The sequence below is a fragment of the Winogradskya humida genome (assembly GCF_016862215.1).
Lineage (GTDB): Bacteria > Actinomycetota > Actinomycetes > Mycobacteriales > Micromonosporaceae > Actinoplanes > Actinoplanes humidus.
On record NZ_BOMN01000147.1, the window covers coordinates 1 to 22,749 of the forward strand.

The window sequence follows — 22,749 nt, forward strand, 5'->3', positions numbered from 1 at the left end:
TGCGGCGCAGCACTAGTCGTCCTTCCAGGTCCTCCGGCTCACGCCGGGCGACAGGGTAGAACCGCGATACCATCGGGCTCTTTCCGTCAGAGAGGGTTGTGGCCGGGGCCATTCCCGAGTGGATTGCGTATGCAGGAACCCTCGTCGGCGGTGGCTTGGGCGGCGCCCTGATCCAGGGTGCGTTTGATCGATCGAAAACCAGGCTGACCGGCAGTCAGAACTCTGAACTTCAGGCCGTGAAGCTGTTACACCAGCGCGATGTGCAGGATCTCGACCTGGAGGGCCAGGAGACCCGGCTCCGTCGAGAGCATGCCCACCAGCGCGTCATGCTCGCGCAAGCGGCGCACTTCGAGGTACGCAAGCAGATGGCCGAGCTCGCCCGCGACGTTGTCCTGTGGCGCGAGAAGGAGCTGCTGACGCTGTACGGGGATGAGGTGAGCATGTTTCCCCAGCACTACAACACCATCGACGCGCCGAACGGTGTGATGGGCTCGCCGAGCCTCGATGATCTTCTCGACTGGGGCAAGCTGCTCTCGGAGCTGATCGAGCTGATCAATGAGCCACCACCGGCAACGAACCGCACGGCGAGAAGCCAGCTCGAGGAGTAACGCCCGGAGCGTGAGCCTGGTCGCGGCTGCACGCGCCGGGAATATGACCACGTGGGTGATGTCGTGGGGAAGGTCAGGGGCCGACTGCCGGTTCGAGCAGGGACAACGTGCGCTGCCCGGCGTCGAGGGCGGCCCTGATGCCGACTGGCGTGGGGAGGTTGGGGCCCGCGTGTCCGATGTCGACGTTGCCGAGGACGGGGATGGGGCGGTTGCCGAGGACGTCGAGGACGATGTCGGCCAGGGTGGGAGAGGCGTCGAGGCCCTGGATGTCGCGGGGGGTGCCGACCACCATGCCGGAGATGCGGTCGAGGATGCCGCTGTGGCGCAGGACGTGGAGGTAGCTCCAGACGTATGAGGCCAGGCCGCCGAACTCCTCCCAGAACAGGATCGCGCCGTTGAAGCGGTTGAGGGGGAGGGCGTAGGGCGTGGCCTGCACCAGGGCGATGCGGTTGATCACCCCGCCGATCAGCGTGCCCTCGGTGCGCCCGGGGCGCCAGCATTCCCAGGTCGGCGAAGTGGGTAGGGGGCCGAGGGGGTCGGTGCTGGTCAGCAGTCGGTAGTAGAGCTGGGAAAGTTCCGCTCGGCGGGCCGGCGGCGCGGTCTGCCAGGCGTGGCCGAAGCCGGGGACGGCCATGTCGGCGTGGAAGCCGACCAGGCCGGTGCGGGCGTGGAGGGCCAGGTGCAGCAGGGAGATGTCGCTGTAGCCGATGATCGGTTTGGGGTCGGCGCGGATCGCGTCGATGTCGATCAGGTCCAGGTAGCCGAACACCGTCTGGCCGCCGTCGCTCGCGACGATGGCGCGCACCTCGGGGTCGCGTAGCAGGCCGTTGAGCTCCGCGGCGATCTCCGCGGGTGTGGCGGCGCTCCACCAGCGGTGGCGTTCCGCTTCGAGGAGCGGCGCCCGGCGTACGCGGAATCCCATTCGCTCGAGGATGACCACCGTCCGGTCGATGTTGGGCTCGTAGGCGGCGGGCAGCGGTGAGGACAGCGAGGCGATGACCACGAGATCACCGGGCCGCAGGGCGCGTGGTCGGAGCAGGGCGGAAACGGTCACCGACGCAGTGTCCCGACGCCCGCGGCAGCACGCCACGAATTTACCGTGGGAGCGTTTCCATCTTTACAAGGAGATTAACGAGTATCAACATTACGGAGTAAAGCCGACAGATGGAGACGATCATGAACAAAGCGCGCCTGCTTGCCGTCATCGCCCTGATGATTCCGCTTTCGCTGACCGCTCCCGCCGAGGCCTTCCAACAACAATGCGCGGCCCAGGCCTCATCGGAGATAGAAGCCGCGTCGCCGACGGTCTGGCTGGCGGGGGATTCGACGATGGCCAACCCGGGCACGAGCTGCCCCGTCGGCTGGGGGAGTCAGTTCGCGCCGCTGTTCAAGAGCGGGGTCGTGGTCAACAACCGGGCCGTCGGCGGGCGCAGCATTCAGACCTGGATGTACGAGGGGAACGTGACCTCCGTCAAGAATTCCGCGGGGGAGTGCACGCTCAGCTCGACGGCGTACTCGTCGCGGTGGCAGGCGATGCTGGACGCGAGTACGGGGATGAAGGCCGGGGACTACCTGTTCATCCAGTTCGGTATCAACGACGGGGACACCGCCTGCCCGCGGCATGTCGGTACGGCGCGGTATCAGCAGCTCATGACGACGATGGCGCAGGCGGCGCTCGCGCGTGGTGCGCACCCGGTGCTGCTCACGGCGGTTGCCGCGATCACGTGTTCCGGAAGCAGCGCGGTGAAGAACCGCGGGTTCGTCACGCAGACCGTTGCCGCCGGTGCTGCCACGGGTGCCCCGGTCATCGATCTGCAGACGCTCAGCGTCAATCTCTACAACCAGCGGGCATTCTGCCCGAACAACGGTGACTACGGCTCCGGCACGGTCGGCGCGTTCTTCTGCAACGATCACACCCACTTCGAAACGTACGGTGCTCAGCAGATCGCCGTCCTCGTAGCCGGCGCCGTGCGCGCCCAGAACATCCCGCTCGCCGCGTATCTGGCGTGAAGAAGGGGTGAAGAACTGCGCATATGTGGATGGGTGCATGTTGATCCCGGGCGTTTACGCTGCCCGCCATGGAGGCCGTCCGGCGCGGTAGGCACGCCCACACCCATGCGCATGCGCACGGACCGGCGGCGTCACGGCGTACCCGTCGGATGGTGACCCTTGTTCTTGTGCCGCTGGCGGCGGTGACCATCGTGGGGATGATCCTGCTGTGGCCCGCCGCCGCACCACGGGACGCGGCCGGGATCGCCGGCGCGCGGGTGCCGGCCACCGTTGTCTCGATCGACGGGCGTGGGGCGTTCGCGCAGGTGGGGGATGCCGCCGTTGCTTTCGCGCCCCCGCAGGGCGTCACGCTGCGCGCGGGCGACAGGATCGTGCTCGACTCGGTGAAGGACCCGGCCACGGGTGTCGCGGTCTACACCTACCGGGATTATCAGCGGTCGACGCCGATGATGTGGCTGCTCGCCCTGGCGGTGGCCGTGGTGCTCGTCTTCGGGCGGTGGCACGGGCTCGCGTCGCTGGCGGGGCTCGCGCTCAGCTTCGCGGTGCTGGTCTGGTTCGTCATCCCCGGGATCCTGGACGGCTCGCCGCCGCTGCTGATCGCCGTGGTCGGCTCGGCGGCGATCATGCTGGGGGCGCTCTACCTGACGCACGGCGTGAACGTGCACACCTCCGTCGCGGTCGCCGGCACGCTCGCCAGCCTGGTGGTGACCGGCCTGCTCGGGGCAGCGTTCACGGCCTCGATGCACCTGAGCGGGATCAGCAGCGACGACACCCTGTACCTGTCCACGACGCACGCGACGATCGACCTGCGCGGGCTGCTCCTCGCGGGCATCGTCATCGGTGCGCTCGGCGTACTCGACGATGTCACCGTCACCCAGGCCGTCACCGTCGCGGAGCTGGCCACCGCCCGTCCGCGGAGCCGCCGCGAGCTGTACCGCTCGGCGATCCGGATCGGGCGCGCGCACGTGGGTTCGGCGGTCAACACGATCGTGCTCGCCTACGCGGGGACGTCGCTGCCGCTGTTGCTGCTGGTCGCGGTCAGCCCACAACCGCTCACCGAGCTGCTGACCAGCGAGTTCCTGGCCCAGGAGATCCTTCGTGCGGCGGTCGGTACGATCGGCCTGGTCGCCTCCGTACCGATCACCACGGCCCTGGCTGCCCTGGTCGCCGGCTACGACCCCGCGGAGCGTCCGGTGAATGTCCCTCGTGGACCGTCCAGCGGCGGTCATTGACTGGAGTCCCCATGGTCTACCCCGGCCCGGCCCAACCCGGTCCCGGCACACCCCCACCGCCCTCCGCCGCCCCGGCCCCATCAGATCTCGCGCCGTCCGGTCCCGCGCCGTCCGGTCCTTGGCCGTCGGGTCCCGGGCCGCAGGGCTCTGGGTCGCAGGCGCAGGGTTCTGGGTCGCAGGCACAGGGTTCTGGGCAGCTGGGCCGGGACAACCGGCTCGCCCTGATCCTCGCCGTCGTTGTCGGCGTGCTGCTGTTGTGCTGCGGCAGCGGGACGGTGGTGGCCCTGGTCGTCGGCAGCAACAGCGACGAGACCACGGCGGCGCCCGCGCCCGCCCCGGCCCCGGCGAAGACGACGACCACGACGGCACCGGAAGAGGCGGAGCCGACCACCCAGGTGCCGTCCAAGCCCGCGACGCTGCCGGCCGACGTCACCTATCAGGGCCGCGGGGAGAAGGTGGTGAAACTCAAGCCGTTGTCGGCCGACTACGCCCACTTCGCGGTGTTCACGCACACCGGCAGCAGCAACTTCGCCGTCTGGTCGCTGGGCGAAGGCGGCGAGGAGCTCGACCTGGTCGTCAACGCCGTCGGTAAGTATTCGGGCGCCCGCCCCCTCGACTTCGACGACGATCCGACGTCGCTGCGGGTAGAGGCCGACGGTTCCTGGAAGGTCGTGGTCAAGGTGCTGGAGAAGGCGCCGGTCTGGCCCACCAAGACCTCCGGCAAGGGCCCGGCGGTGCTGACGCTGGCCCCCGGCGCCGACGACGGTCTGACCACGGCGAAGCTGACCCACAAGGGCGAGTCCAACTTCGCCGTGTACGCGTACGGCGACAACCCCGACCTCATGGTCAACGAGATCGGCAAATACACGGGCGAGGTCATGATCCCCCGCGGGACCGTCGCCATCGCCATCGAGGCGGACGGCACCTGGACGATGAAGCCGAGTTAACGCGCCGGGAGCCATTTCTGCCAGTCGGGGCGGTGGCCGTCGAGCCAGCGTTTGGCGGCCTCGTCGCGGCTCATCTTCTTGACGGTGATGTCGCGGGCTACCTGGTTCTGGTCGTCGTTGGTCCAGGTGAAATTCTTGACGAGGTCGGCCGCGGGGCTGCCGGAGTCGACGAACCGCTTGCGGGCGATCTTGTCGAGGTCGTACGGCTGATAGTCGCAGGCGACCGTTTTGGGGTCGGCGTCGCAGCCGGGTTTGTAGAGCGGCAGCGGGATGTGGACGAGTTTGACCTCGGAGAGCAGCCATTGCGGGGTGTAGAAGTAGCCGATCAGCGGCTCCTTGCTCGCCTCGGCCTTCTTGAACGCGGCGATGAGCGCGTCCTCGCTGCCCGCGTAGACGACGGAGTAGTCGAGCTTGAGGTTCTTGATGAGGGCGGCGTCGTTGGTGACGAAGGACGGGTCGCCGCCGAGGAGCTGGCCCTTGCCGCCGGACTTCGCAGTGCGGAACAGCTCGGCGTACTCGTTGAGGTTCTTCCATTTGACGATGTCGGGGTGTTCCTCGGCCATCCACGGTGGCACGTACCAGCCGATGACGCCCTTGTTGCCGGTGAGGCCCTGCTCGACGGCGACCTTCTTGTCGTCGATGTAGGTCTTCTTGAGGTCGTCGTGGCCCCAGTTCTCCAGGATGACGTCGACGTCGCCGCTGGCGAGGCCCTCCCACGAGGCGTCCTCGGTGAGGTCCTTCTCGACGACCGTGCAGCCGAGCTCCTGTTTGAGCAGATAGCTGACCACGGCGACGTTCGCCTCGTAGCCGACCCACGGGTTGACCGCGATGGACACGGTGCCGCAGTCGGTGCGGGTCACGCCGGGCGGGGCGGTGATCGCCGTCGTGGAACCACCGCAGGCGGCGAGGGTGATGGTGCTCAGCAGGGCGGTGAGCTTGTACAGCCGGCGCATTGAATTCCGTTTCTCAAGTATCACCACGTCGGGACCGGCCGTTCCCGGCTCAGCCGTTTCGTGAGGACCTCTTCGGTGAGGGCGACCAGGAGGTTCTTGACCGACTCGCGGCGGCGCGCGTCGCATTCGAGGATCGGGACGTCGCTGTCGATGCCGAGGGCGTCGCGGACCTCTTCCAGGTCGAAGCGGCGCGAGCCCTCGAACGTGTTGACCCCGATCAGGAACGGGATCTCATGTTCCTCGAAATAGTCGATCGCGGCGAAGCAGTCCTCGACGCGGCGGGTGTCGAGCAGCACGATCGCGCCGAGGGCACCGTCGACGAGGTCGTCCCAGAGGAACGCGAAACGGTCCTGTCCGGGCGTACCGAAAAGATAGAGAAGAAGGGCGTCGTCCAGGGTGATGCGTCCGAAGTCGAGCGCGACCGTGGTGGTGGTCTTGCCGGACACCGCGGACGTGTCGTCGATGCCGATCGACCGCTCGGTCATCTCGGCCTCGGTGACCAGCGGCTCGATCTCGGAGATCGCGCCGACGAACGTGGTCTTGCCGACGCCGAAACCACCGCTGATGACGATCTTGACGGCGACGGGTGCCAGCCGTTCAGCCTCGTTAGAGAGCCCGTACACGGTCCCTGATCCTTTCGATCAATGCGATGGGCAGCTCGCCGAGCTGCTGCTCGATGCGCAGGTAGCCCTCGGTGACGAGATCGGCGACGATCACCCGGATCACCCCGAGCGGCACCTTGAGGGCCACCGCCAGGTCGGCGACCGACATCGGTGCCTGGCACAGCTCGATGATGTGCCGGGCCTCGAACCGCAGGGGGGCGGACAGGGCGGCCGGCGCCGCCTGCAGGAGGGTCTCGATCCGCAGTCCGTCGTGCAGCGGCCGGGTCCGGCCGCCGGTGAGCATGAAAGGGCGCACGACGGGATCATCCGCGGGCTCCGGGACCTGCCGCGGCGTTTCCTTTTCGGTACGCGCGGGAGCAGCCGGTTCCGCGTACGGGATCATGCGGGGGTCCGGTCCCCACTCGCCCCGGTGGCTCATCGCGGCAGGTATTGCCGGGACTCGGAGATCAGCGCCGGGGTGAGCAGCGTGCCGAACCGCTCGGCGAGCAGCGATATCTCGTAGCCGATCAGGCCCACGTCGCTGTCACCGCCCGCCACGACACCGAGGCAGCTGCCGCCCGAGATCACCGAGACCAGTAGGAATCCGCGCTGCATCTCGATCATGATGAGCTTCAGCCCGTCGAAGTCGTAGCGGCGCGACGCACTGCGCGCCACGCTCGCCAGGCTGGAGACGATCGCGGCCAGGTGGTCGGCCTCGGCGCGGGCCAGCCCGTCGGAGGCGGCGATGAGCAGCCCGTCGGAGGAGACCGCCACCGCGTCGCGGACGCCGTCGGTCTGGTGGACGAAGTTGCCCAGCAGCCAGTTGAACTGGTGCCGGTCGGCGGACGTGTCAACGCTCATAGTTCTCGGCCTCGTCGCAGGTGGGGGCGGGTCAGGACTGGTCAGCGGAGGTGCTTCCGCGCTGGACGCCGCTGCGGAAGGCGGTGAGCCTGGCGCGTACGTCGTCCGGTGAGGCGCTGACGGGGGCGGGCCGTTCCGCGGTACGGGTGGGGGCCGTGGCCGCGGAGCGTTCGGTGCCGGAGTTGGCCTGCTTGCGGGCGCGTGGTGCGCGTTTGCGCAGGCCGTTGGGGGTGCGGTCGGCGTCGTCGGCGGGCCGCTCGAACGTGTACATATCCATCCCGAGGGTGTTCTCCGGGCCCTGCCGCAGCGCCGCCGGGCTGCCGGTCATGGGCACGAACTCGATGGTGGCCGGCCTGATCCGGCTGTCCGTGGACACCGGCTGCTCGACAGGCGTCATGGTGACGACCTGCGTGTCGGCCACCGCCTGCGTGTCGGCCACCGCCTGGCTGTCGGCCACCGAGGCCAGCTCGCGGGCGGGCTCCGGGCGGCGGGGTTCGGCAATGCGGGGTTCGGCCATCCGGGGTTCGGCCATGCGGCGGGGTTCGGCGATCCGCTGGGTGCCGCGTTCCGGTGCGCCGACGGCCGGCTGACCGGCCAGCAGGCTCGGCGGGAGCACGATCCGCGCGGTCACGCCGGTCACCGGGGACGGCGCGAGCTGCACGTCGATGTCCATGTCGGTGGCGAGCCGGCCGACCACGTAGTGACCGAGGAAGCGGGTGGGCGCCGTGATGAAGTCGCCCTCGCCCCGCAGCCGCTGGTTCGCGATCTCGAGGTCGTCCCTGCTCATGCCGACACCCTGGTCGGTGATCGCGATCAGATAACTGTCCCCGATCCGGCGTCCCTGGATCTCGACGTCGGCGTCGGGCGGCGAGAAGACCAGGCCGTTCTCGACCAGCTCGGCGAGCATGTGCGCGATGCCGCTGACCACGGCGCCGGCGACCAGGGCCTCGTCGACGCGGCGCAGCGCGACCCGGCGGTACTCCTCGACCTCGGAGACCGCGGCGCGGATGACGTCCGCGATCGGCAGCGGGTCCGACCACTGCCGGGGGCTGGCCGCGCCGACGAGCACGAGCAGGCTCTCGGCGTTGCGGCGCATGCGGGTGGCGAGGTGGTCGAGCTCGAAGAGGTTCGCGAGCCCGGCCGGGTCCGACTCCTCCCGTTCCAGGGTGGTGATGAAGCCGAGCTGGCGGCGCAGCAGGTTCTGGTTGCGCCGGCCGAGGTTGGCCAGCGACTCCGTGGTGCTGTGCCGCAGCATCGCCTGCTCGGTGGCGAGCGAGTACGCGGTGGCCTGCACCCGGTCGAGTGCGTCGGCGACCAGGCGGACCTCGTCGCTGGAGCGGGCGGGCACAGCCACGGCGGGGGGTGGCGTGCGGTCGTCACCGGCGATGGCCGTACGCACCGCCGCCGGCAGCCGCTCACCCGCCAGCCGGTTGGCCTCCGCGGCGAGGGTGGCCAGCGGCGACGCGATCGACCGGGACGCCACCGTGGCCAGGTAGACCGAGCCGAGAACGCAGATGAGCACGGCACCGAGCAGGATGCCCATCCGCCGGGCGGCGTCGGACTGCAGGGTGCCCGCCCGGTCCTGGATGACCGAGCCGACGTGCTGCTGCAGCTGGCGCATGTCGTCGAGGACGGTGGTCTGCGCCGACCACCAGGACTGCGGGTTGAGCTGCAGGTTGCGCCCGTCACCGGCGTTCAGCGCGACCTGTTCGAAGTACGCGGCGACCTGGGCGGGACCGGTGCCGAGAACGTAGTCCTTCGCGGTGCGCTGGGTGTCGGTGGCGTACCGGGTGAACGCCGTGAGGGCGTCGTCCTTGGCCGCGCGCATGGTGACGAACTGCAGGAACTCGCCGGAGCGGAAACCGCCCGCGGAGAAGACGCCGTTGAGGAACGCGCGCTCCTGGGCGGTGCTCTCCTTGGCGTCGCCGAGCGCCTCGAGGGCGTTGACCCCGCGGCGCAGGGCCGGGTCGGCGGAGCTGTCCAGGCCGTAGTCGACGCTGCTCAGCTCGGCGATGCGTCCTGTGTAGAACGTGAAGGTGGGTGCCCGGTCGGCGGCTCCGGCGTCGGTGCCGGCCCGGACGCCGGCGAGGCCGTCCAGCTCGCGTACGGCCCGGGCCACCCGGTCCTGGGTGGTGCCCCCGCTCGCGATCAGCTTCTCGACCCCGGCACGCCGGTCGTCGACGCGTTTGCGGGCGGGGCCCAGCTCGGAACGGAAACCGACGTTGCCGCCGAGCAGGCCGGCGGTGAGGCCACGCTCGGTCTGCAGCTCCTGGACGAGGTCCTGCACCGCGAGGACCAGGGTGACGGCCTTCGCGGAGGCGTCGGCGTTGCGGTAGTTGTCGATCTCGATGACGCTGATGACGCCGAGCAGCACCAGGACGGCGACGACGGGCAGGGCCAGGGTGCGGACCACCCGGCGGCGGATCGTGCCACCGGACCGGCCGGTGGTGGGTGTGGGCGGCGCGGGGATGTCCTCGGCCCGGGTGACGGGGAGGCCGGAATCTTCGGTGGCTTGGCGTGGGCGCGGAATCTTCATCGGGGCGGACTCGCAACCTCTAGCTCTGTCGAATATGTGTCTGATGCGTGGCCGAGGGTTCCAGACATCGCCATGATTTGACCGGGGCGGTCCGCGATGTACGAATTTTCTACCCGGACGGGGTCTTCGAAGCAGGCCCCGCGGACGCCGGATCGACGTCCGCGGAGCGGTGATTCTCAGTAGCTCAGCTCGCGGCGGGGATCCACGGCTTCCAGGTCGCCTCGTGCTCCTTGACCCATTTCTCGCCGGCCGCTTCCGCCGTCATGCCCTGGTTGGTGATGTAATCGGAAACCAGGTTCTGATCATCGTTGGTCCAGGTGAAGTTCTTGATCAGCTTGAACGCGGTACTGTCGGAGTCCGCGAATTTCTTACTGACGATCTTGTCGAGCGTATAGTCCGGGTAGTCGCAGGCGATCTTCTTCGGATCCGCGTCGCAGCCCGCGGTGTATGCCGGCAGCTTCACCCGCGCGTACTTCTCTTTCGAGAACAGCCACTGCGGCTCGTAGAAGTAGAACAACAGCGGCTTTTTCTGCGCGGTCGCCTGCTGGGCGGCCTTGATCAATGCGGCCTCGCTGCCGGAGTACACGACCTTGTAGTTCAGCTTCAGGTTCTCCACCAGCGCCGCGTCGTTCGTGACGAACGAGGGGTCACCGTCCAGGAGCTGCCCCTTGCCGCCGGACTCCGAGGTCTTGAACAGGTCGGCGTACTTGTTCAGGTTGGCGCCGTCGGTGATGTCGGGGTACTTCTCGACCATCCACTGCGGGACGTACCAGCCGATCACGCCCTTGTTGCCGGTCGCTCCGAGGTCGACCGCGACCTTCTTCTCCTCGATGTACGTCTTCTTCAGATCGTCGTGGCCCCAGTTCTCCACGACGGCGTCGACCTCACCGGTCTCGAAGCCCTGCCAGGAGATCTCCTCCTTGAGCGACTTCTTGTCCACGGTGTAGCCCAGCTCGTGCTCGAGCAGATATCCGAGAACGGCGGCATTCGCCTCATAGCCGACCCACGGGTTGATCGCGAGTTTGACGGTGCCCTTCGACCCCGCCGCCTTCTCATCCGTTCCGGCATCGGACGACGCACCGCCACAACCGGCCACCGCCATCCCGAGCGCCACGGTTACCGCGGCGAGGCGGAACGGCATTGCGAATCTCGTCAAGGAATTCCCTCCAGATGATGCACTGCCGCCACTCACCGCCCATGGCGGTGAGGGCGCCGACCGCCGCCATAGGATTGTGGTGACGCACCGATACGGTCAATGGGCCGGACAGAGTTTTACCAGAGCGCAATAACTATTGCGTCACTCATCGCCGACCTTCGGGCGACCTGACTCCGGCTGGTCCACCAAGGATCATCGCCCTCAGTGATCATGTCCCGGAGGGATTTACTCATGACGAAATCGCCAGGTTACTTTTCCGGATATCAGCCCGGAACACAAAGGAGGCATCTCTGCGTGCGCAAATACCCAATGCGAGGTGTGATCGCACCGTCCACATCGCGGACACGGGATGATTTCCACACGGTCCCCACCCGGTCACGATGAGTCAGCCTAAAAGATCTTGAAATAAAGATCCGCAACACGATCGTCACCGGCCCCGCGGACCCCCGGCGAAACCTGACAGAGAGAGACGGTCAGGAGGGTGTGCGACCGATGTAGAGCAGATGCCCGGCGGTGCCGAGGAGGCTGGGCTCTGTCGCCGTGCGGGCGAGGAGGCCGAGGTGAAACGGCCGGGATGCGGGTTGCTGTACGCCCCGCGGGTCAGCAGCGCATCAACGAATGCGAGGTCGGTCAGGCGGGCGCGTTCGTCGGGGATCGTCAGCGTGCGCCGGAGCAGGGTGAACCGCGGGATCAGGGCGATGGCGACCAGGCCGCCGGGGGCGGTGACCCGGATGATCTCGCTCAGGGCCCGGCTGCGGTCCTCGGGGTCGGGGAGATGGTAGAACGGGCCGAGAGCCAGCGTCGCGGCGAACGTCGCGCCGGGCCAGCGGGTGAGGTCGCGCGCGTCGGCTTCGGCGATCTCATGCACCCCGGTCGGCGCCAGATGGTCGCGGCCGGTGGCGGGGAGGTGCGGGTGCAGCAGCCGTGTGGTGAGCTGGAACTCCAGGCGGCCCTCGGGGGTCTCGAGCCGGTCCAGCTCGCGCCGGTTGGACGAGCCGTAGTAGTCGCGGACGGCCTCGGTCACGACAATGGCGTCAGGGCGTCGTTCACATAACACACAATTCCCATGGGCTATGTATGTTTAGTCGGCGCCACAACACCGTTGTCAGTTCTGGATCTCATCCCGCGCAGCAGTGGCGACAGCACCGTGACGGCTGTGCGCAACGTCATCGATCTGGCTCAGCAGGCCGAGCGCTTCGGGTGTCAGCGCTACTGGTTCGCCGAGCATCATCTCAACCCCGGGGTGCTGGGCGCGTCCCCGGCGGTGTCCATCTCGCTGGTCGCGGGGGCCACCAGCACCATCCGGATCGGGTCGGCAGGGGTTCAGCTCGGGCATCGGCAGCCGCTGGCCACGGTGGAGGAGTCCGGGCTGCTCGATGCGGCGTACCCGGGGCGGCTGGATCTCGGTCTTGGCCGGTCGTTCGGGCGGCAGAAAGAAAAGCCCGAAGCAGAAGCAGCAGCCGCAGCGTACGCCGTAAGGGGCGGAACCGGCTCCCACACCGTCGAGCAGCGCGCCGGGAACGGGTTGCTGCTGCCCAAGCAGTACGACGTCACCAAGCTCCTGGCGACCTCGCGCACCAAGGTCGCCGCGCTGCTCGACCTGTTGCAGCAGCCGGGCGCGTACACCCCCGATTACGAGTCACAGGTCAGCGACATCCTCGCGTTGCTGGCGGGCACGTACGTGTCGCCGGGCGGGGTGGCGGTCCACGCGTAACCCGGGGAGGGCGCGGCGGTGCAGGTGTGGATCCTCGGTGCCTCGGGCGGGTCCAGTGCGACGGTGGCGGGGGAGCGGGGGCTGCGGTTCGTCGCCGGGTACCACCGCAGTCCGAGCACGGTGATCGACGCCGTGGACGCGTACCGTGCCGCGTTTGTGCCCTCCGCCGAGCTGGACCGGCCCCACATCTCGGTCTCCGCCGACGTCGTAATGGGTGACAGTGACGAGCAGGCTGCCGTGCCCGGTGGGGCAACTGCGCGTCGTTCGCGGTCCGGGCCTGTCGTGCGGTCAGCGGGCTTTCTGGTGCACGGGCGGGGTGAGGGGCAGCGGGCCCGGCTGACGGGTGTCGAGGGCTGCGAACGTCGCCGAGAGGGCGAGCATCGCGCAGCAGACCGTCAGGCCGTACGCCGCTGACGTCCGGGTGACGCCCGTGGCTGCGGAGAGGGCGAGGTCCGCGACGGCGGCGGTGCACACGGTCGCGGAGATGCGCTGGGAGACCTGGAGGAATCCGGCGGCGAGCCCGGCTGCGCCGGCCGGGGCGTGGGCGAGGGTGAGCGCCTGGTTCGGGGAGATGATCAGGCCGTTGGTGATGCCCAGGAGCAGCTGGGTCAGGGTGAGCCCGAGCGCGAGGTGCCGCTCCGGTGCCCACAGCAGCACCGCCACGGTGCCGGTGAGGGTCGCCAGTGAGCCGGCGAGCGCCCAGACGACGCTGATCCGGCCGTAGCGGCTGACCACGCGCCAGCTCAGCGACGAGGCCACGGCGAAACCGAGGGCGCTGGGGAGCGTGACGAGGGCGGCGCGCAGCGGGGTCCAGCCGAGACCGTCCTGCAGGAACAGGGTCAGCGCCAGCGAGGCGGACAGCGACGAGCCGAACTGGAACATGGCCACGAGGGTGCCCAGGGTGAAGCTGCGGGACCGGGTCAGGGCCGGGAGCAGGATGGGCGTACGCCCGAGCCCCGTGTACCGGCGTTCCCAGAAGATGAGCAGGGCCAGGAGCGGGGGCAGCGCGAGCAGCCAGAGCGCCCGGGGCGGTCCCTGGCCGGCGGGCAGCACGAACGGCAGCAGCAGGCAGATCGTCGCCAGCGCCAGCAACCCGATCCCGGGCAGGTCCAGGCTGACCCGGCGTGCCGTGACCGGCCGTGACTGCGGCAGCCACACGATCGCCGCGGGGATCGTCAGCAGGCCGAACGGCAGGCTCGCCAGCAGCACCCAGCGCCAGCCGTCAGCCCCGCCGAGCCCGCCGATCCCGCCGAGTCCGCTGAGCAGGGTGCCGCCGACAAGGGGACCGATGACCCCGGCGATGCCCCCGACCGTGGCGTAGGCGCCGAGCGCCCGGGTGCGCTCCCGGCCGGTGAAGTGCTGCTGGATCAGGCCCAGGACCTGCGGGTTCACCGTGCCGGCGCCGACTCCTTGTAGCAGCCGGGCGACCGCGACGACCCAGTCCTGCGTGGCGGTGCCGCCGAGCACGCTGCCGAGGCAGAAGACGCCCATCCCGGCGATGAAGAGCCACTTGCGGCCGTACGCGTCGCCCAGGCGCCCGGCAGGGATCAGCGCGAGACCGAACGTCAGGGAGTAGCCGGCGATGATCCATTGCAGCGTCGCGGGACCGGCGTCGAGCGACGACCGGATCGCGGGCAGGGCGGTGTTGAGGACCGACTGGTCGAGCAGGGTGGTGAACGCGGCCGCCAGGCAGAGGGCGAGGGTGGATCTCGCGCCTGGCGGCCGGTCGTGCGTCACAGCACCTGGGACAGGAACTGCTGCAGGCGCGGGCTGGTGGGGGAGTCGAAGATCTGCTCCGGCGGGCCGGCCTCGACGACCACGCCGCCGTCCATGAATGCCACCTTGCCGGCGACGCGACGGGCGAAGCCCATCTCGTGGGTCACGACCACCATCGTCATGCCCTGCGCGGCGAGATCGGCCAGCAGCGCGAGGATGCCCTTGACCAGCTCCGGGTCGAGCGCCGAGGTCACCTCGTCGAACAGCATCGCGCGCGGCGACATCGCGAGCGCCCGGGCGATGGCCACCCGCTGCTGCTGGCCGCCGGAGAGGTTCCCGGGGCGCCGTCCGGCCTTGTCCCGCAGGCCCACGATGTCGAGCTGGCCCAGGGCCACCTCGTTCGCCTCGTCGGCGGACAGGCCCTTGAGCTTGCGCAGCGCCAGGGTGATGTTCTGCAGGACGGTCTTGTGCGGGAACAGGTTGAACTGCTGGAACACCATCCCCACCCGCCGGCGCAGCTGATCGGGGTTCCAGGTGAGCGTGTTCTCGCCGTCGAGCAGGACCTCGCCGCTGTCGGGCTCGATCAGCCTGTTCACCGTACGCAGCAGGGTCGACTTGCCCGACCCGGACGGCCCGATGACACAGACGCTCTGTCCACTGGGGATGTCGAGGTCGACGCCGCGCAGGACCTTGTTGGCGCCGAAGGCCAGGTGCAGATCGCGCACCTCGAGGTGCACCGGGTCGGCGGTCTTCCATGAGGTCGTCGTGCTCATCGGGGTGCTACCTCACTGAGCTCGGGGTCGGCTTCCTGGACGGCCTCGGGGCGGCCGGACCGCAGGCGGTTGTCGATGAAGTTCACCAGGTGCGTCAGCGGGACGGTCAGCACGAGGTAGAACAGCCCGGCGAGCAGCAGCGCCGACTCGTTGCCGGTGTTCGCCGCGTAGTCCTGGCCGATCCGGAACAGCTCCCGCTGGCTGGCCAGCAGGCCGAGGAAGTAGACCAGGCTGGAATCCTTGACCAGGGCGATGAACTGGTTGACCAGGGCCGGCAGCACCCGCCGGATGCCCTGCGGGATGACGACCAGTCGCATCGCCGTGAAATACGAGAACCCCAGCGCCCGGGTCGCCTCCAGCTGACCGCGGTCCACACTCTGGATCCCGGAGCGGAAGATCTCCCCGATGTACGCCCCGGCGACCAGTCCGAGCGCCAGAATGCCCAGCGGATAGGGGTTGGTGCCCCACAATTCGAGCGCGAGCGGCGCCAGCCCCACCCCGATGAGCAGGATCGTCACCACCACGGGCAGCCCGCGGAAGACGTCCGTGTAGACCCGGGCCGGCCAGCGCAGCCAGCGCGTCTGCGAGATGCCGGCCACCGCCAGCAGCAACCCGATCAGGGTGCCCAGGATGGCCGAGGCCAGCGCCAGGATCAGCGTGTTCGGCAGGCCGACGGTGAGCATCTCCGGCAGCGCCTCGCGCATGGAGGGCCAGTCGAAAAAGGTGTCCCAGATCTGGGTCAGGGTGTCCACGGACGTCTTCCTGTAGGTAAAAGCGGAGGTCAGCTACCGGCGCTGGCGGACGGCGCGGCGGCCGAGCCCGCGCTGCCCGGCTTGAACGTGTCCGGGATCGGGCGGCCGGGGTAGTACTGCTCCTGCAGCTTCTTCCACGTACCGTCGGCGATGACCTCGTCGAGCCCCTTGTCGAGGGCCTCCCGCAGCTTGTCGTTGCCCTTGGCGACGGCGAACGCGGTCGGCTCCGAGCTCAGCTGCTTCTCGACCACCACGACGGCGCCCTTGCTGTCCCCGGCGAGCTTCTCACCGATCTCGGCGGGCGCGATCCAGGCGTCGGCGGTCTTCGCCTTGAGCTGGTTGACCGCGCTGTTGTAATCCGGCACACGGACGGGGTTCAGGTTGTTCTTCGTCGCGTAGTCGTCCTGCACGGTGCCCTGGACAACGGCGACCCGCTTGCCGGCCAGAGCGTCGAAGCCGGTGATCGTGGAGCCCTTGGGCACATCCAGGCCGAAGTAGCCGAAGTCGTACCCGTTGCTGAAGTCCACGGTCTTGCGGCGGGCCTCGGTGATGGTGATCGACGAGCTGCCGACATCGAACTTGTGCGTGTTGACCTGCGCCAGCAGCGCCGAGAAGTCCGTACCGACGAACTCCACCTTCAGGTCGATCTTCGCTGCCACGGCGGTCAGCAGGTCGTTGTCGAACCCGGTGAACTTGCCGTCCTTCAGGAACACGTTCGGCGGCGCGTCGGTCAGCGTGCCGGCCCGGATCGTCCCGGCCTGAAGCAGATCGTACGGATTGTCGGCGGCGGCACTGGACGAGTCATCCCCGCCACCGCAGGCCGCACTGAGAGCAAGAGCGGTAGCTGCGAAAACACCGAGGACGGCGCGGACGGACCGCGAACCGGAGCTGAACAATGTTTCAAACCTTTCAAATTCTAGTAAACATACGTGTCTGCTAGGAAAAAACAGGCTACCCACAAGCGGCGCCGAACGGATGGTGACCTTGCTCATCCTCAGGACAGGTCGAGGTGTTCGCGCAGGGTGTGGCCTTCGTACCCGGTGCGGTAGATGCCACGTTCCTGGAGCTCCGGGACGAGCTTGTCGACGATGTCCTCGATCGTGCCGGGGAGTTCCTGCGGAAGGATGTTGAAGCCGTCGACCGCGCGGGTTCGCACGTAGCGCTCCCATTCGTCCGCGATGTCGCCCGGTGTTCCCACGAACGAGTTGTGCCGCGGGTTGACCTCGATGACGAGGTCGCGAATGGACAGTCCGCGGTCGGCTGACAGTCGGCGCCATTCGGCGACGCGTTCGAGTTTGCCGGTGCGGAGGTGGATCGGGATCGTGCCGCGGGACGGGTCGAGTTCGCCGTCGGCGGGTTCGATGTCGGGGAGCGGGCCGTCCGGGTCGTACCCGGAGAGGTCCTTGCCCCAATATTGTTCCAGGAACGCGATCGCCCGCGGTCCCGTTGTCTGCTCCCGCTGGATCCACGCCGCCTTCTCCGCGGCCTCCGCGGGGGTGTCGCCGAGCACCACCGAGGCGCCGGGCAGGATCCGCAGCGAGTCGGGCGACCTCCCGTATTCGGCGAGTCGTTTCCGCAGGTCAGCGGCGTATTCAACGGCTTTGTCGTAATCGGTGTTGGCGGAGAAGACCACGTCCGCGTGCCGGGCGGCGAGGTCGCGGCCGCCCGCTGAGTCGCCCGCCTGGAACAGCACCGGGCGCCCCTGCGGGCTGGCAGGCACGGTCGGTGCCGCGCTCAGGCCGACCAGATCGGTATGGCGCTCCACCCTGTCGCCGGCCCACAACGCCTTGGCGGCCTCGACGAACTGGGCGGCGCGTTCGTAGCGGCGCTCGTGGGGGAGCCAGCCGCCGTGGCGGAAATTCTCGCCCGTCCAGGCGTTGTCGGTGGTGACGATGTTCCAGCCGGCGCGGCCGCCGGAGACGAGGTCCAGGCTCGCGAGCCGCCGGGCCAGGTCGGCGGGGAAGTTGTACGTGGTGTTCTGCGTGGCGACCAGCCCGATCCGCTCGGTCTCGGCGGCCAGCGCGGCGAGCTGGGTGATGGCATCCGGGCGGCCGGCCACGTCGAGGTCGTACACGCGGCCCCGGTTTTCCCGGACCCGGAGCCCCTCACCGAGGAAGAAGGCGTCGAACAGGCCACGTTCCAGGGTTTTCGCCGTGGCGATGAACGTGTCGATGTGGGTGTGCTCGGCGAAGTCAGGGGCGGTCCAGAGCAGCTGGGGCCCGACGCCGGTGAAGAACACTCCGAGGTGCAGACGGTGCGGCATGGCTCTTCCCCTATCGGGCGGCGGCGAACTGGTTGACGGGCCGTGGCAGCCCGAGCGTCTCGCGCAGGGTGCGGCCGGCTCCCGGGCGGGCTCCGAGCGTGGCGGCCAGCCGGGGCAGGTCGATGGAGAGCACCGCCGGGTGGAACCGGACCCCGTCCACGAGGCCCTCGAGCCGGTCCAGCAGGGTGCGGAGCTCGCCGGCGCTGCCCGTGTGCCGTAGCCGGCGCGGTGGCCCCCACGGTGTCAGCGCATCGAGCTGGTCTTCGCCGAGCAGGACGTCGAGCTCGGCGAAGACCAGCGGGGCACCGTCGGCGCGGGCCTGCCGGGCGCGTTCCGCGACCTCGTCGAGGTCCGGTGCGGCGATCAGGGCGATGTCCAGCCGGCCCGTGACGCCGAGCGTGTCCGCGCCGAGCACCACCACCTGCCCCTGCGGCGGGCGCGGCGTGATCAGCGGGCCGGTGACGGAGAACCGGGCGCCGGTGAAGTTCACGTGGTGCACCCGGTCGGGGTCGAGGAACCGGCCGGTGGCGTGCTCACGGATGACCGCGTCGTCCTCCCACGAGTCCCACAGCTGCCGGGCCACGTCGATGACGTCCGCGACTTCGCGGCGCAGTTCGTCCTCGCCCAGCGGCTGCGCGCCGACTGTCGCGAGGGCCGCCTCGCTGTTCTCGGCGCCGACTACCCAGCCGGCCCGTCCCAGCGAGGCGTGGTCGAGCGACGCCAGCTGGGTGGCCAGGTGGAACGGCTCGGTGGTGGTGACGTGCAGGGTCGGTGCCAGACCGATCCGTCCCGTCCGCCGGGCGAGAAAGGCCGCGCGGACCCCCGCTTCGACCCGCCCGCCCCCGCCGGGCGGTGGTAACGGCGAGTCCGCGAGGGTCACCAGCGCGAACCCGGCTGCCTCGGCCGCCTGCGCCGCTCCCAGGCCGATCGCGGTGGCAGGCGGGGATCCGGCGCCGGATCCGTCGATCTCCAGGGCAAAATGCACTCTCGGACCTCCAGGCTCGCTTCAAGACTTTTCGAGACAGCGGTACGCCCCGAACGTCGTCGACCGGCGCAGCTCGAAGCCGATCGACTCGTACAGCCGGATCGCCGTCGTATTGGCGGCCCCGGTGTGCAGGAACGGCGTCTCCCCGCGCGCCCGGATGCCCGCCGCGACCGCCCGGACGAGCCGGGTGGCGAGACCACGCCCGCGATATGCCGCGTCGGTGCAGACCGCGCTGATCTCGGTCCAGCCGGGTGGCCGCAGCCGTTCCCCGGCCATGGCGATCAGCTTCCCGTCGTGGCGGAACCCCAGGTACGTACCCAGCTCGATCGTGCGGGTCCGGAACGGCCCGGGCCGGCAACGATCGATGAGGTCGAGGATCTCCGGGACGTCGGCCGGCGTGAGAACCACCGCTTCGGGCTCCTCGGCCGGCTCCAGGGCGACGTCGACGAGCTGCACCCCGGAGACACTGCCGGTCACCGCCCAGCCCGGGAACGGGTCGAGCGGCGCACCCGCCACCGTCAGGTCGGCACCCGGCCCGACCAGTGCGGCCAGGTCAGCCCAAGCCCGCGCGTCGGTGGGATCCGCCAGAGCGTGGAACGGCGCCACCTCGTGCTCGTAACGTGCGGCCCGCCCGTGCACCTCGGCGAACCGGGCATGTGCGCTGCCCAGCGAGGCCCACGCCGGATTGTCGAGCACGGTCCGGTCGTGAGCGTCGATGGTGGTCATCGGGCCGCCCTGACGGGTTCCGCGGCCGGGGGTCTCGGCGAAAGATCCGGCTCGTTCGCCCGCTCGGGGACACCGGCGGGACAAGCCACGGGAAACGTGAACGCTCCGATGCGGCCGTCCTCGAAGTAGATCCCGCTGTCCCACTCCGCGACCGCGGCGAGCTGACTCTCCATAGCCTCTGACGCTAGGCGCACATCCCCATAATCCTCAAGTCCTATCTGCGATGTATGCAATACGGTCCGGTTAACGACAGTCGTCTACTGTGGCGGCCGTGACGCTCACGACGCCTCCGCCGCCCCTCGATGTCATCACCGCCTTCCCGGAGTTCGCCGGGCTTGAGAAGACGACGGTCCGGCTGCACCCCCGCCGGGGCGAGCCGGACGTGACGGCCAGCTCGCTGGGCGGGCCGCTGCTCTGGCCCGGCGACGAGCCGTGGCCGGTCTGCGAGTCCGAGGACCATGCCGACTCCCCGGTGCCGATGGTCCAGGTCCTTCAGCTGTACGCCCGTGACGTGCCCGAGCTCCCGTTCCCGGACGGCACCGACGTGCTGCAGCTCCTGTGGTGCCCGTGCCTGCACGACGAGGGCTCCTGGCCGCTCGCGTCGCTGCATTGGCGGACCGAGGCCACGGTGACCGGGCCGCCGGCAGCGCAGCCCGAGCTGCCGGACGACGATGAGGGTTACCTGGAGGACGATTACGTGTCGAAGCCGTGTGTCCTGCAGCCCGAGCGGGTCCGGGAGCAGCCGGAGGGGTTCGAGCTGGACGGGGACCTGCTGGACCGCGTGGACGCATGGGCCGAGCAGCGGGGGTGGAGCTATTACTCCCACCTCGGTGCGGCCACGGGTACCAAGGTCGGTGGCTGGGCTGACTGGATGAACGGTCCGGAATATCACGACTGTGCGTGCGGGCAGCCGATGGCCTATCTGCTCACGGTGGCCGACGTCGAGTGGGACGGCGCATCCTGGCGCCGGTGGGTCCCGGTGGAGGAATTCCCGGTCGATCGGCGTAGCGAGGGCGGCCACCCGGCGGAGGCGTTTACCCACTACAGGGACGCGGGCCTAGTACTCGCCGACGGGTCGTTGTACTTTTTCACGTGCCTGACCTGCCCCGGCCGCCCGTTCGCGATGGTCCACCAGAGCTGAGTGATGATGAAAGCCGTGCAGTGCACCCGCTTCGGCGGGCCCGAGGTGCTGGAACTCGCCGATGTCGCCGAACCGATTGCGGGTGAGGGGCAGCTGCTCGTCACGGTGAGCGCCGCCGGGGTGAACTTCGCGGACACCAGCCGGATCGCGGGCTCGTACCGCCCGGCGCCGGAGCTGCCGTTCGTGCCCGGCACCGAGGTGGTCGGGCGGACCGCCGAAGGCCGGCGGGTGCTGGCGCCGATCTTCGGTGGTGGGGGCTTCGCGGAACGGGCCGTGGTCGACGCCGCTGATGCCGTGGACGTGCCGGTTGCGGTGGGGGATGCCGAGGCGCTCGCTCTGCTCGTACAGGGATTGACGGCCTGGCATGTCCTGAAAAGCAGTGCCCGGGTGAGCGCCGGCGAGACGGTGGTCGTCAACGCGGCGGCCGGTGGCGTCGGGTCGCTCGCGGTGCAGCTCGCCAAGCACTTCGGCGCGCGGCGGGTCATCGCGACGGCCTCCACGGAGGCCAAACGGGACCTGGCGCTCGCTCTGGGCGCGGACGTCGCGGTTTCAGGCCATGCCGACGGGTACGCAGACCGCGTCCTCGACGCCAACGACGGCCGCCCGGTGGACGTGGTCCTCGACTCGATCGGTGGCAACGTGTTCAGCGCCGGCCTCGACGTGCTGGCGAACTTCGGGCGCCTGGTCACCTTTGGCAACGCCTCCCGCGAGGGCCGCGCGCCGGTGGACCCCGGTGAGCTCGCGGACGGCAACAAGACGGTCAGCGGCTTCTGGCTCCGCCCGGCGCTCACCGTCCCCGGCGCCTACGCGGAACCCCTGACCGAGATGTTCGGCCTCGTCGCCGCCAGGACCCTGAAACCGCTGGTCGCCGCCGCCTATCCGCTCGCGGACGCCCGCCGCGCCTTCGAGGACCTTCTCGCGCGCGCCACCACCGGCAAGATCACGCTACTGCCCGGCTGAGCAGCCCCACGGTCAGCTCGTGCAGGCGGGCGGCGTCGCGGCTGTCGAACAGCGCCGGATCCAACGGCACCCGCACGCCTTCCAGCACCGCGGTCAAAGGCTGCGACCAATCCGGATCAAGGTACGGCCGGATCTGCGCGACGCTCGCCTGCACGGATTTGCCCACGGTCTTCAACCGCTCCACTTGCACGGCGAGCCCCGGGGCGTAATCGCCCGCGAAACTGGTCGCCACCACCCCCGGATGGTTCAGCACATAACGGATCCCGGTATCGCGGTGCCGGTCGGCGAAACTGACACCCAGCAGGTCATTGAGCCGCCCGGCGTGCCCCATCGCACCGACCCCGTCGTACCCCTGCTTCAACTGCAGGTCGTCCCACCGGACGCCACCGGTCTGCCCCGCCGCGGCGAAGTTCATGACAACCGGATGCTCCGCCCGGCCCAGCGGTCCGGCAAGACCATGGCTGAGCAGGAACCGGCTGAGATAGAACAGCGCGAAATTGCTCTCGAACCCGTCCGCGGTCACCGTCCGCGCCGACCGGTGGTACCGCGCACCGAGCACCAGCACGTCAACGACCGGGAAGCGCTCGGCGAGATACCCGGCGAGCCGGCGGTTCTCGGCGACCAGGCTCAGATCGGCGGCCAGAAAATGCGCCCGCTCGCCCGGCTCCTGGAACTCCTGTCCCTTGCGCGCACTGCGCCCGACAACCACCACCTCGAACCCTTGCCGCAGATAGTCAGCCGCAAGCCCCCGCCCGATGCCGTCCGTCCCACCCGTGATCACGACAACGCCCATCCCAAAATCCTACTCACGTAA

At 69.4% G+C, this 22,749-nt stretch carries 24 protein-coding genes; 7 read left to right on the plus strand and 17 right to left on the minus strand.

Features of this window, described 5'->3' with window-relative positions; genetic code table 11:
• Window positions 1-98 precede the first annotated feature (98 nt).
• On the plus strand, window positions 99-608 hold the full coding sequence (locus Ahu01nite_RS48000) for a hypothetical protein (protein WP_203843463.1): 510 nt from the start codon (window positions 99-101) through the stop codon (window positions 606-608).
• Window positions 609-681: 73 nt separating this feature from the next.
• Here the strand turns inward: Ahu01nite_RS48000 and Ahu01nite_RS48005 are convergent, their stop codons facing one another.
• A complete protein-coding gene (locus Ahu01nite_RS48005; RefSeq protein WP_203843464.1) occupies window positions 682-1,662 on the minus strand; it encodes a S66 peptidase family protein in 981 nt (326 codons plus the stop codon).
• 122 nt (window positions 1,663-1,784) lie between these two features.
• Between Ahu01nite_RS48005 and Ahu01nite_RS48010 the strand changes: the two genes are divergently transcribed.
• The 3 genes from Ahu01nite_RS48010 (at window position 1,785) to Ahu01nite_RS48020 (ending at window position 4,797) form a co-directional block, all read left to right on the plus strand.
• Complete coding sequence (locus Ahu01nite_RS48010) at window positions 1,785-2,618, plus strand: GDSL-type esterase/lipase family protein (protein WP_239159744.1); 834 nt, start codon at window positions 1,785-1,787, stop codon at window positions 2,616-2,618.
• Window positions 2,619-2,767: 149 nt separating this feature from the next.
• Window positions 2,768-3,850 carry a YibE/F family protein gene (locus Ahu01nite_RS48015; protein WP_239159762.1) on the plus strand — a complete coding sequence of 361 codons (1,083 nt, stop codon included), beginning with the start codon at window positions 2,768-2,770 and terminating at the stop codon, window positions 3,848-3,850.
• Between the two features lie 11 nt (window positions 3,851-3,861).
• Window positions 3,862-4,797, plus strand: a complete 936-nt coding sequence (locus Ahu01nite_RS48020) for a hypothetical protein (protein WP_203843466.1) — start codon at window positions 3,862-3,864, stop codon at window positions 4,795-4,797.
• On the opposite strand, the gene Ahu01nite_RS48025 is transcribed toward Ahu01nite_RS48020, so the two are convergent.
• The 7 genes from Ahu01nite_RS48025 to Ahu01nite_RS48055 form a co-directional block, all read right to left on the minus strand.
• Complete coding sequence (locus tag Ahu01nite_RS48025; protein ID WP_203843467.1) at window positions 4,794-5,750, minus strand: ABC transporter substrate-binding protein; 957 nt, start codon at window positions 5,748-5,750, stop codon at window positions 4,794-4,796. The two genes, Ahu01nite_RS48020 and Ahu01nite_RS48025, sit on opposite strands and share 4 nt — an antisense overlap.
• 20 nt (window positions 5,751-5,770) lie before the next feature.
• On the minus strand, window positions 5,771-6,373 hold the full coding sequence (locus Ahu01nite_RS48030) for a GTP-binding protein (RefSeq protein WP_239159745.1): 603 nt from the start codon (window positions 6,371-6,373) through the stop codon (window positions 5,771-5,773).
• Window positions 6,357-6,668 (minus strand): DUF742 domain-containing protein, encoded by a 312-nt coding sequence (locus Ahu01nite_RS48035; protein WP_239159746.1) that lies wholly within the window; start codon window positions 6,666-6,668, stop codon window positions 6,357-6,359. The genes Ahu01nite_RS48030 and Ahu01nite_RS48035 overlap by 17 nt, the downstream gene beginning before the upstream one ends.
• 119 nt (window positions 6,669-6,787) lie before the next feature.
• Window positions 6,788-7,213, minus strand: a complete 426-nt coding sequence (locus Ahu01nite_RS48040) for a roadblock/LC7 domain-containing protein (RefSeq protein WP_203843469.1) — start codon at window positions 7,211-7,213, stop codon at window positions 6,788-6,790.
• 31 nt (window positions 7,214-7,244) lie between these two features.
• Window positions 7,245-9,749, minus strand: coding sequence for a sensor histidine kinase (locus Ahu01nite_RS48045; RefSeq protein WP_203843470.1), 2,505 nt, complete (start codon window positions 9,747-9,749; stop codon window positions 7,245-7,247).
• 184 nt (window positions 9,750-9,933) lie between these two features.
• Complete coding sequence (locus Ahu01nite_RS48050) at window positions 9,934-10,890, minus strand: ABC transporter substrate-binding protein (protein ID WP_203843514.1); 957 nt, start codon at window positions 10,888-10,890, stop codon at window positions 9,934-9,936.
• 442 nt (window positions 10,891-11,332) lie between these two features.
• Complete coding sequence (locus Ahu01nite_RS48055) at window positions 11,333-11,929, minus strand: class I SAM-dependent methyltransferase (RefSeq protein WP_239159748.1); 597 nt, start codon at window positions 11,927-11,929, stop codon at window positions 11,333-11,335.
• A 42-nt stretch (window positions 11,930-11,971) separates the two neighbouring features.
• On the opposite strand from Ahu01nite_RS48055, the gene Ahu01nite_RS48060 reads away from it, so the two are divergent.
• Entirely contained in the window at window positions 11,972-12,619 is a 648-nt protein-coding gene (locus tag Ahu01nite_RS48060; RefSeq protein WP_275411850.1) for an LLM class flavin-dependent oxidoreductase, read from the plus strand.
• Between the two features lie 288 nt (window positions 12,620-12,907).
• Here Ahu01nite_RS48060 and Ahu01nite_RS48065 read toward each other — a convergent pair whose 3' ends face one another.
• From Ahu01nite_RS48065 to Ahu01nite_RS48100, 8 genes are all read right to left on the minus strand, one after another.
• Window positions 12,908-14,356, minus strand: a complete 1,449-nt coding sequence (locus tag Ahu01nite_RS48065) for an MFS transporter (RefSeq protein WP_203843472.1) — start codon at window positions 14,354-14,356, stop codon at window positions 12,908-12,910.
• Window positions 14,353-15,108 (minus strand): amino acid ABC transporter ATP-binding protein, encoded by a 756-nt coding sequence (locus tag Ahu01nite_RS48070; RefSeq protein WP_203843473.1) that lies wholly within the window; start codon window positions 15,106-15,108, stop codon window positions 14,353-14,355. Before Ahu01nite_RS48070 ends, Ahu01nite_RS48065 begins: the two co-directional genes overlap by 4 nt.
• On the minus strand, window positions 15,105-15,860 hold the full coding sequence (locus Ahu01nite_RS48075) for an amino acid ABC transporter permease (RefSeq protein WP_203843474.1): 756 nt from the start codon (window positions 15,858-15,860) through the stop codon (window positions 15,105-15,107). Before Ahu01nite_RS48075 ends, Ahu01nite_RS48070 begins: the two co-directional genes overlap by 4 nt.
• 29 nt (window positions 15,861-15,889) lie before the next feature.
• A complete protein-coding gene (locus tag Ahu01nite_RS48080; protein ID WP_239159749.1) occupies window positions 15,890-16,756 on the minus strand; it encodes an ABC transporter substrate-binding protein in 867 nt (288 codons plus the stop codon).
• A gap of 98 nt (window positions 16,757-16,854) precedes the next feature.
• A complete protein-coding gene (locus tag Ahu01nite_RS48085; protein WP_203843476.1) occupies window positions 16,855-18,123 on the minus strand; it encodes an LLM class flavin-dependent oxidoreductase in 1,269 nt (422 codons plus the stop codon).
• Window positions 18,124-18,133: 10 nt separating this feature from the next.
• Entirely contained in the window at window positions 18,134-19,108 is a 975-nt protein-coding gene (locus Ahu01nite_RS48090; RefSeq protein ID WP_203843477.1) for an LLM class flavin-dependent oxidoreductase, read from the minus strand.
• A 21-nt stretch (window positions 19,109-19,129) separates the two neighbouring features.
• Window positions 19,130-19,834: a GNAT family N-acetyltransferase gene (locus Ahu01nite_RS48095; protein WP_203843478.1), complete on the minus strand. Its 705-nt coding sequence runs from the start codon at window positions 19,832-19,834 to the stop codon at window positions 19,130-19,132.
• A complete protein-coding gene (locus tag Ahu01nite_RS48100; RefSeq protein WP_203843479.1) occupies window positions 19,831-20,007 on the minus strand; it encodes a hypothetical protein in 177 nt (58 codons plus the stop codon). The genes Ahu01nite_RS48095 and Ahu01nite_RS48100 overlap by 4 nt, the downstream gene beginning before the upstream one ends.
• Window positions 20,008-20,105: 98 nt before the next feature.
• Between Ahu01nite_RS48100 and Ahu01nite_RS48105 the strand changes: the two genes are divergently transcribed.
• Window positions 20,106-20,975: a YwqG family protein gene (locus Ahu01nite_RS48105; protein ID WP_203843480.1), complete on the plus strand. Its 870-nt coding sequence runs from the start codon at window positions 20,106-20,108 to the stop codon at window positions 20,973-20,975.
• Window positions 20,976-20,990: 15 nt separating this feature from the next.
• Window positions 20,991-21,935, plus strand: coding sequence for a quinone oxidoreductase family protein (locus Ahu01nite_RS48110; protein ID WP_239159750.1), 945 nt, complete (start codon window positions 20,991-20,993; stop codon window positions 21,933-21,935).
• On the opposite strand, the gene Ahu01nite_RS48115 is transcribed toward Ahu01nite_RS48110, so the two are convergent.
• Window positions 21,916-22,728 (minus strand): SDR family NAD(P)-dependent oxidoreductase, encoded by an 813-nt coding sequence (locus Ahu01nite_RS48115; protein WP_203843482.1) that lies wholly within the window; start codon window positions 22,726-22,728, stop codon window positions 21,916-21,918. The two genes, Ahu01nite_RS48110 and Ahu01nite_RS48115, sit on opposite strands and share 20 nt — an antisense overlap.
• Window positions 22,729-22,749: the final 21 nt, after the last annotated feature.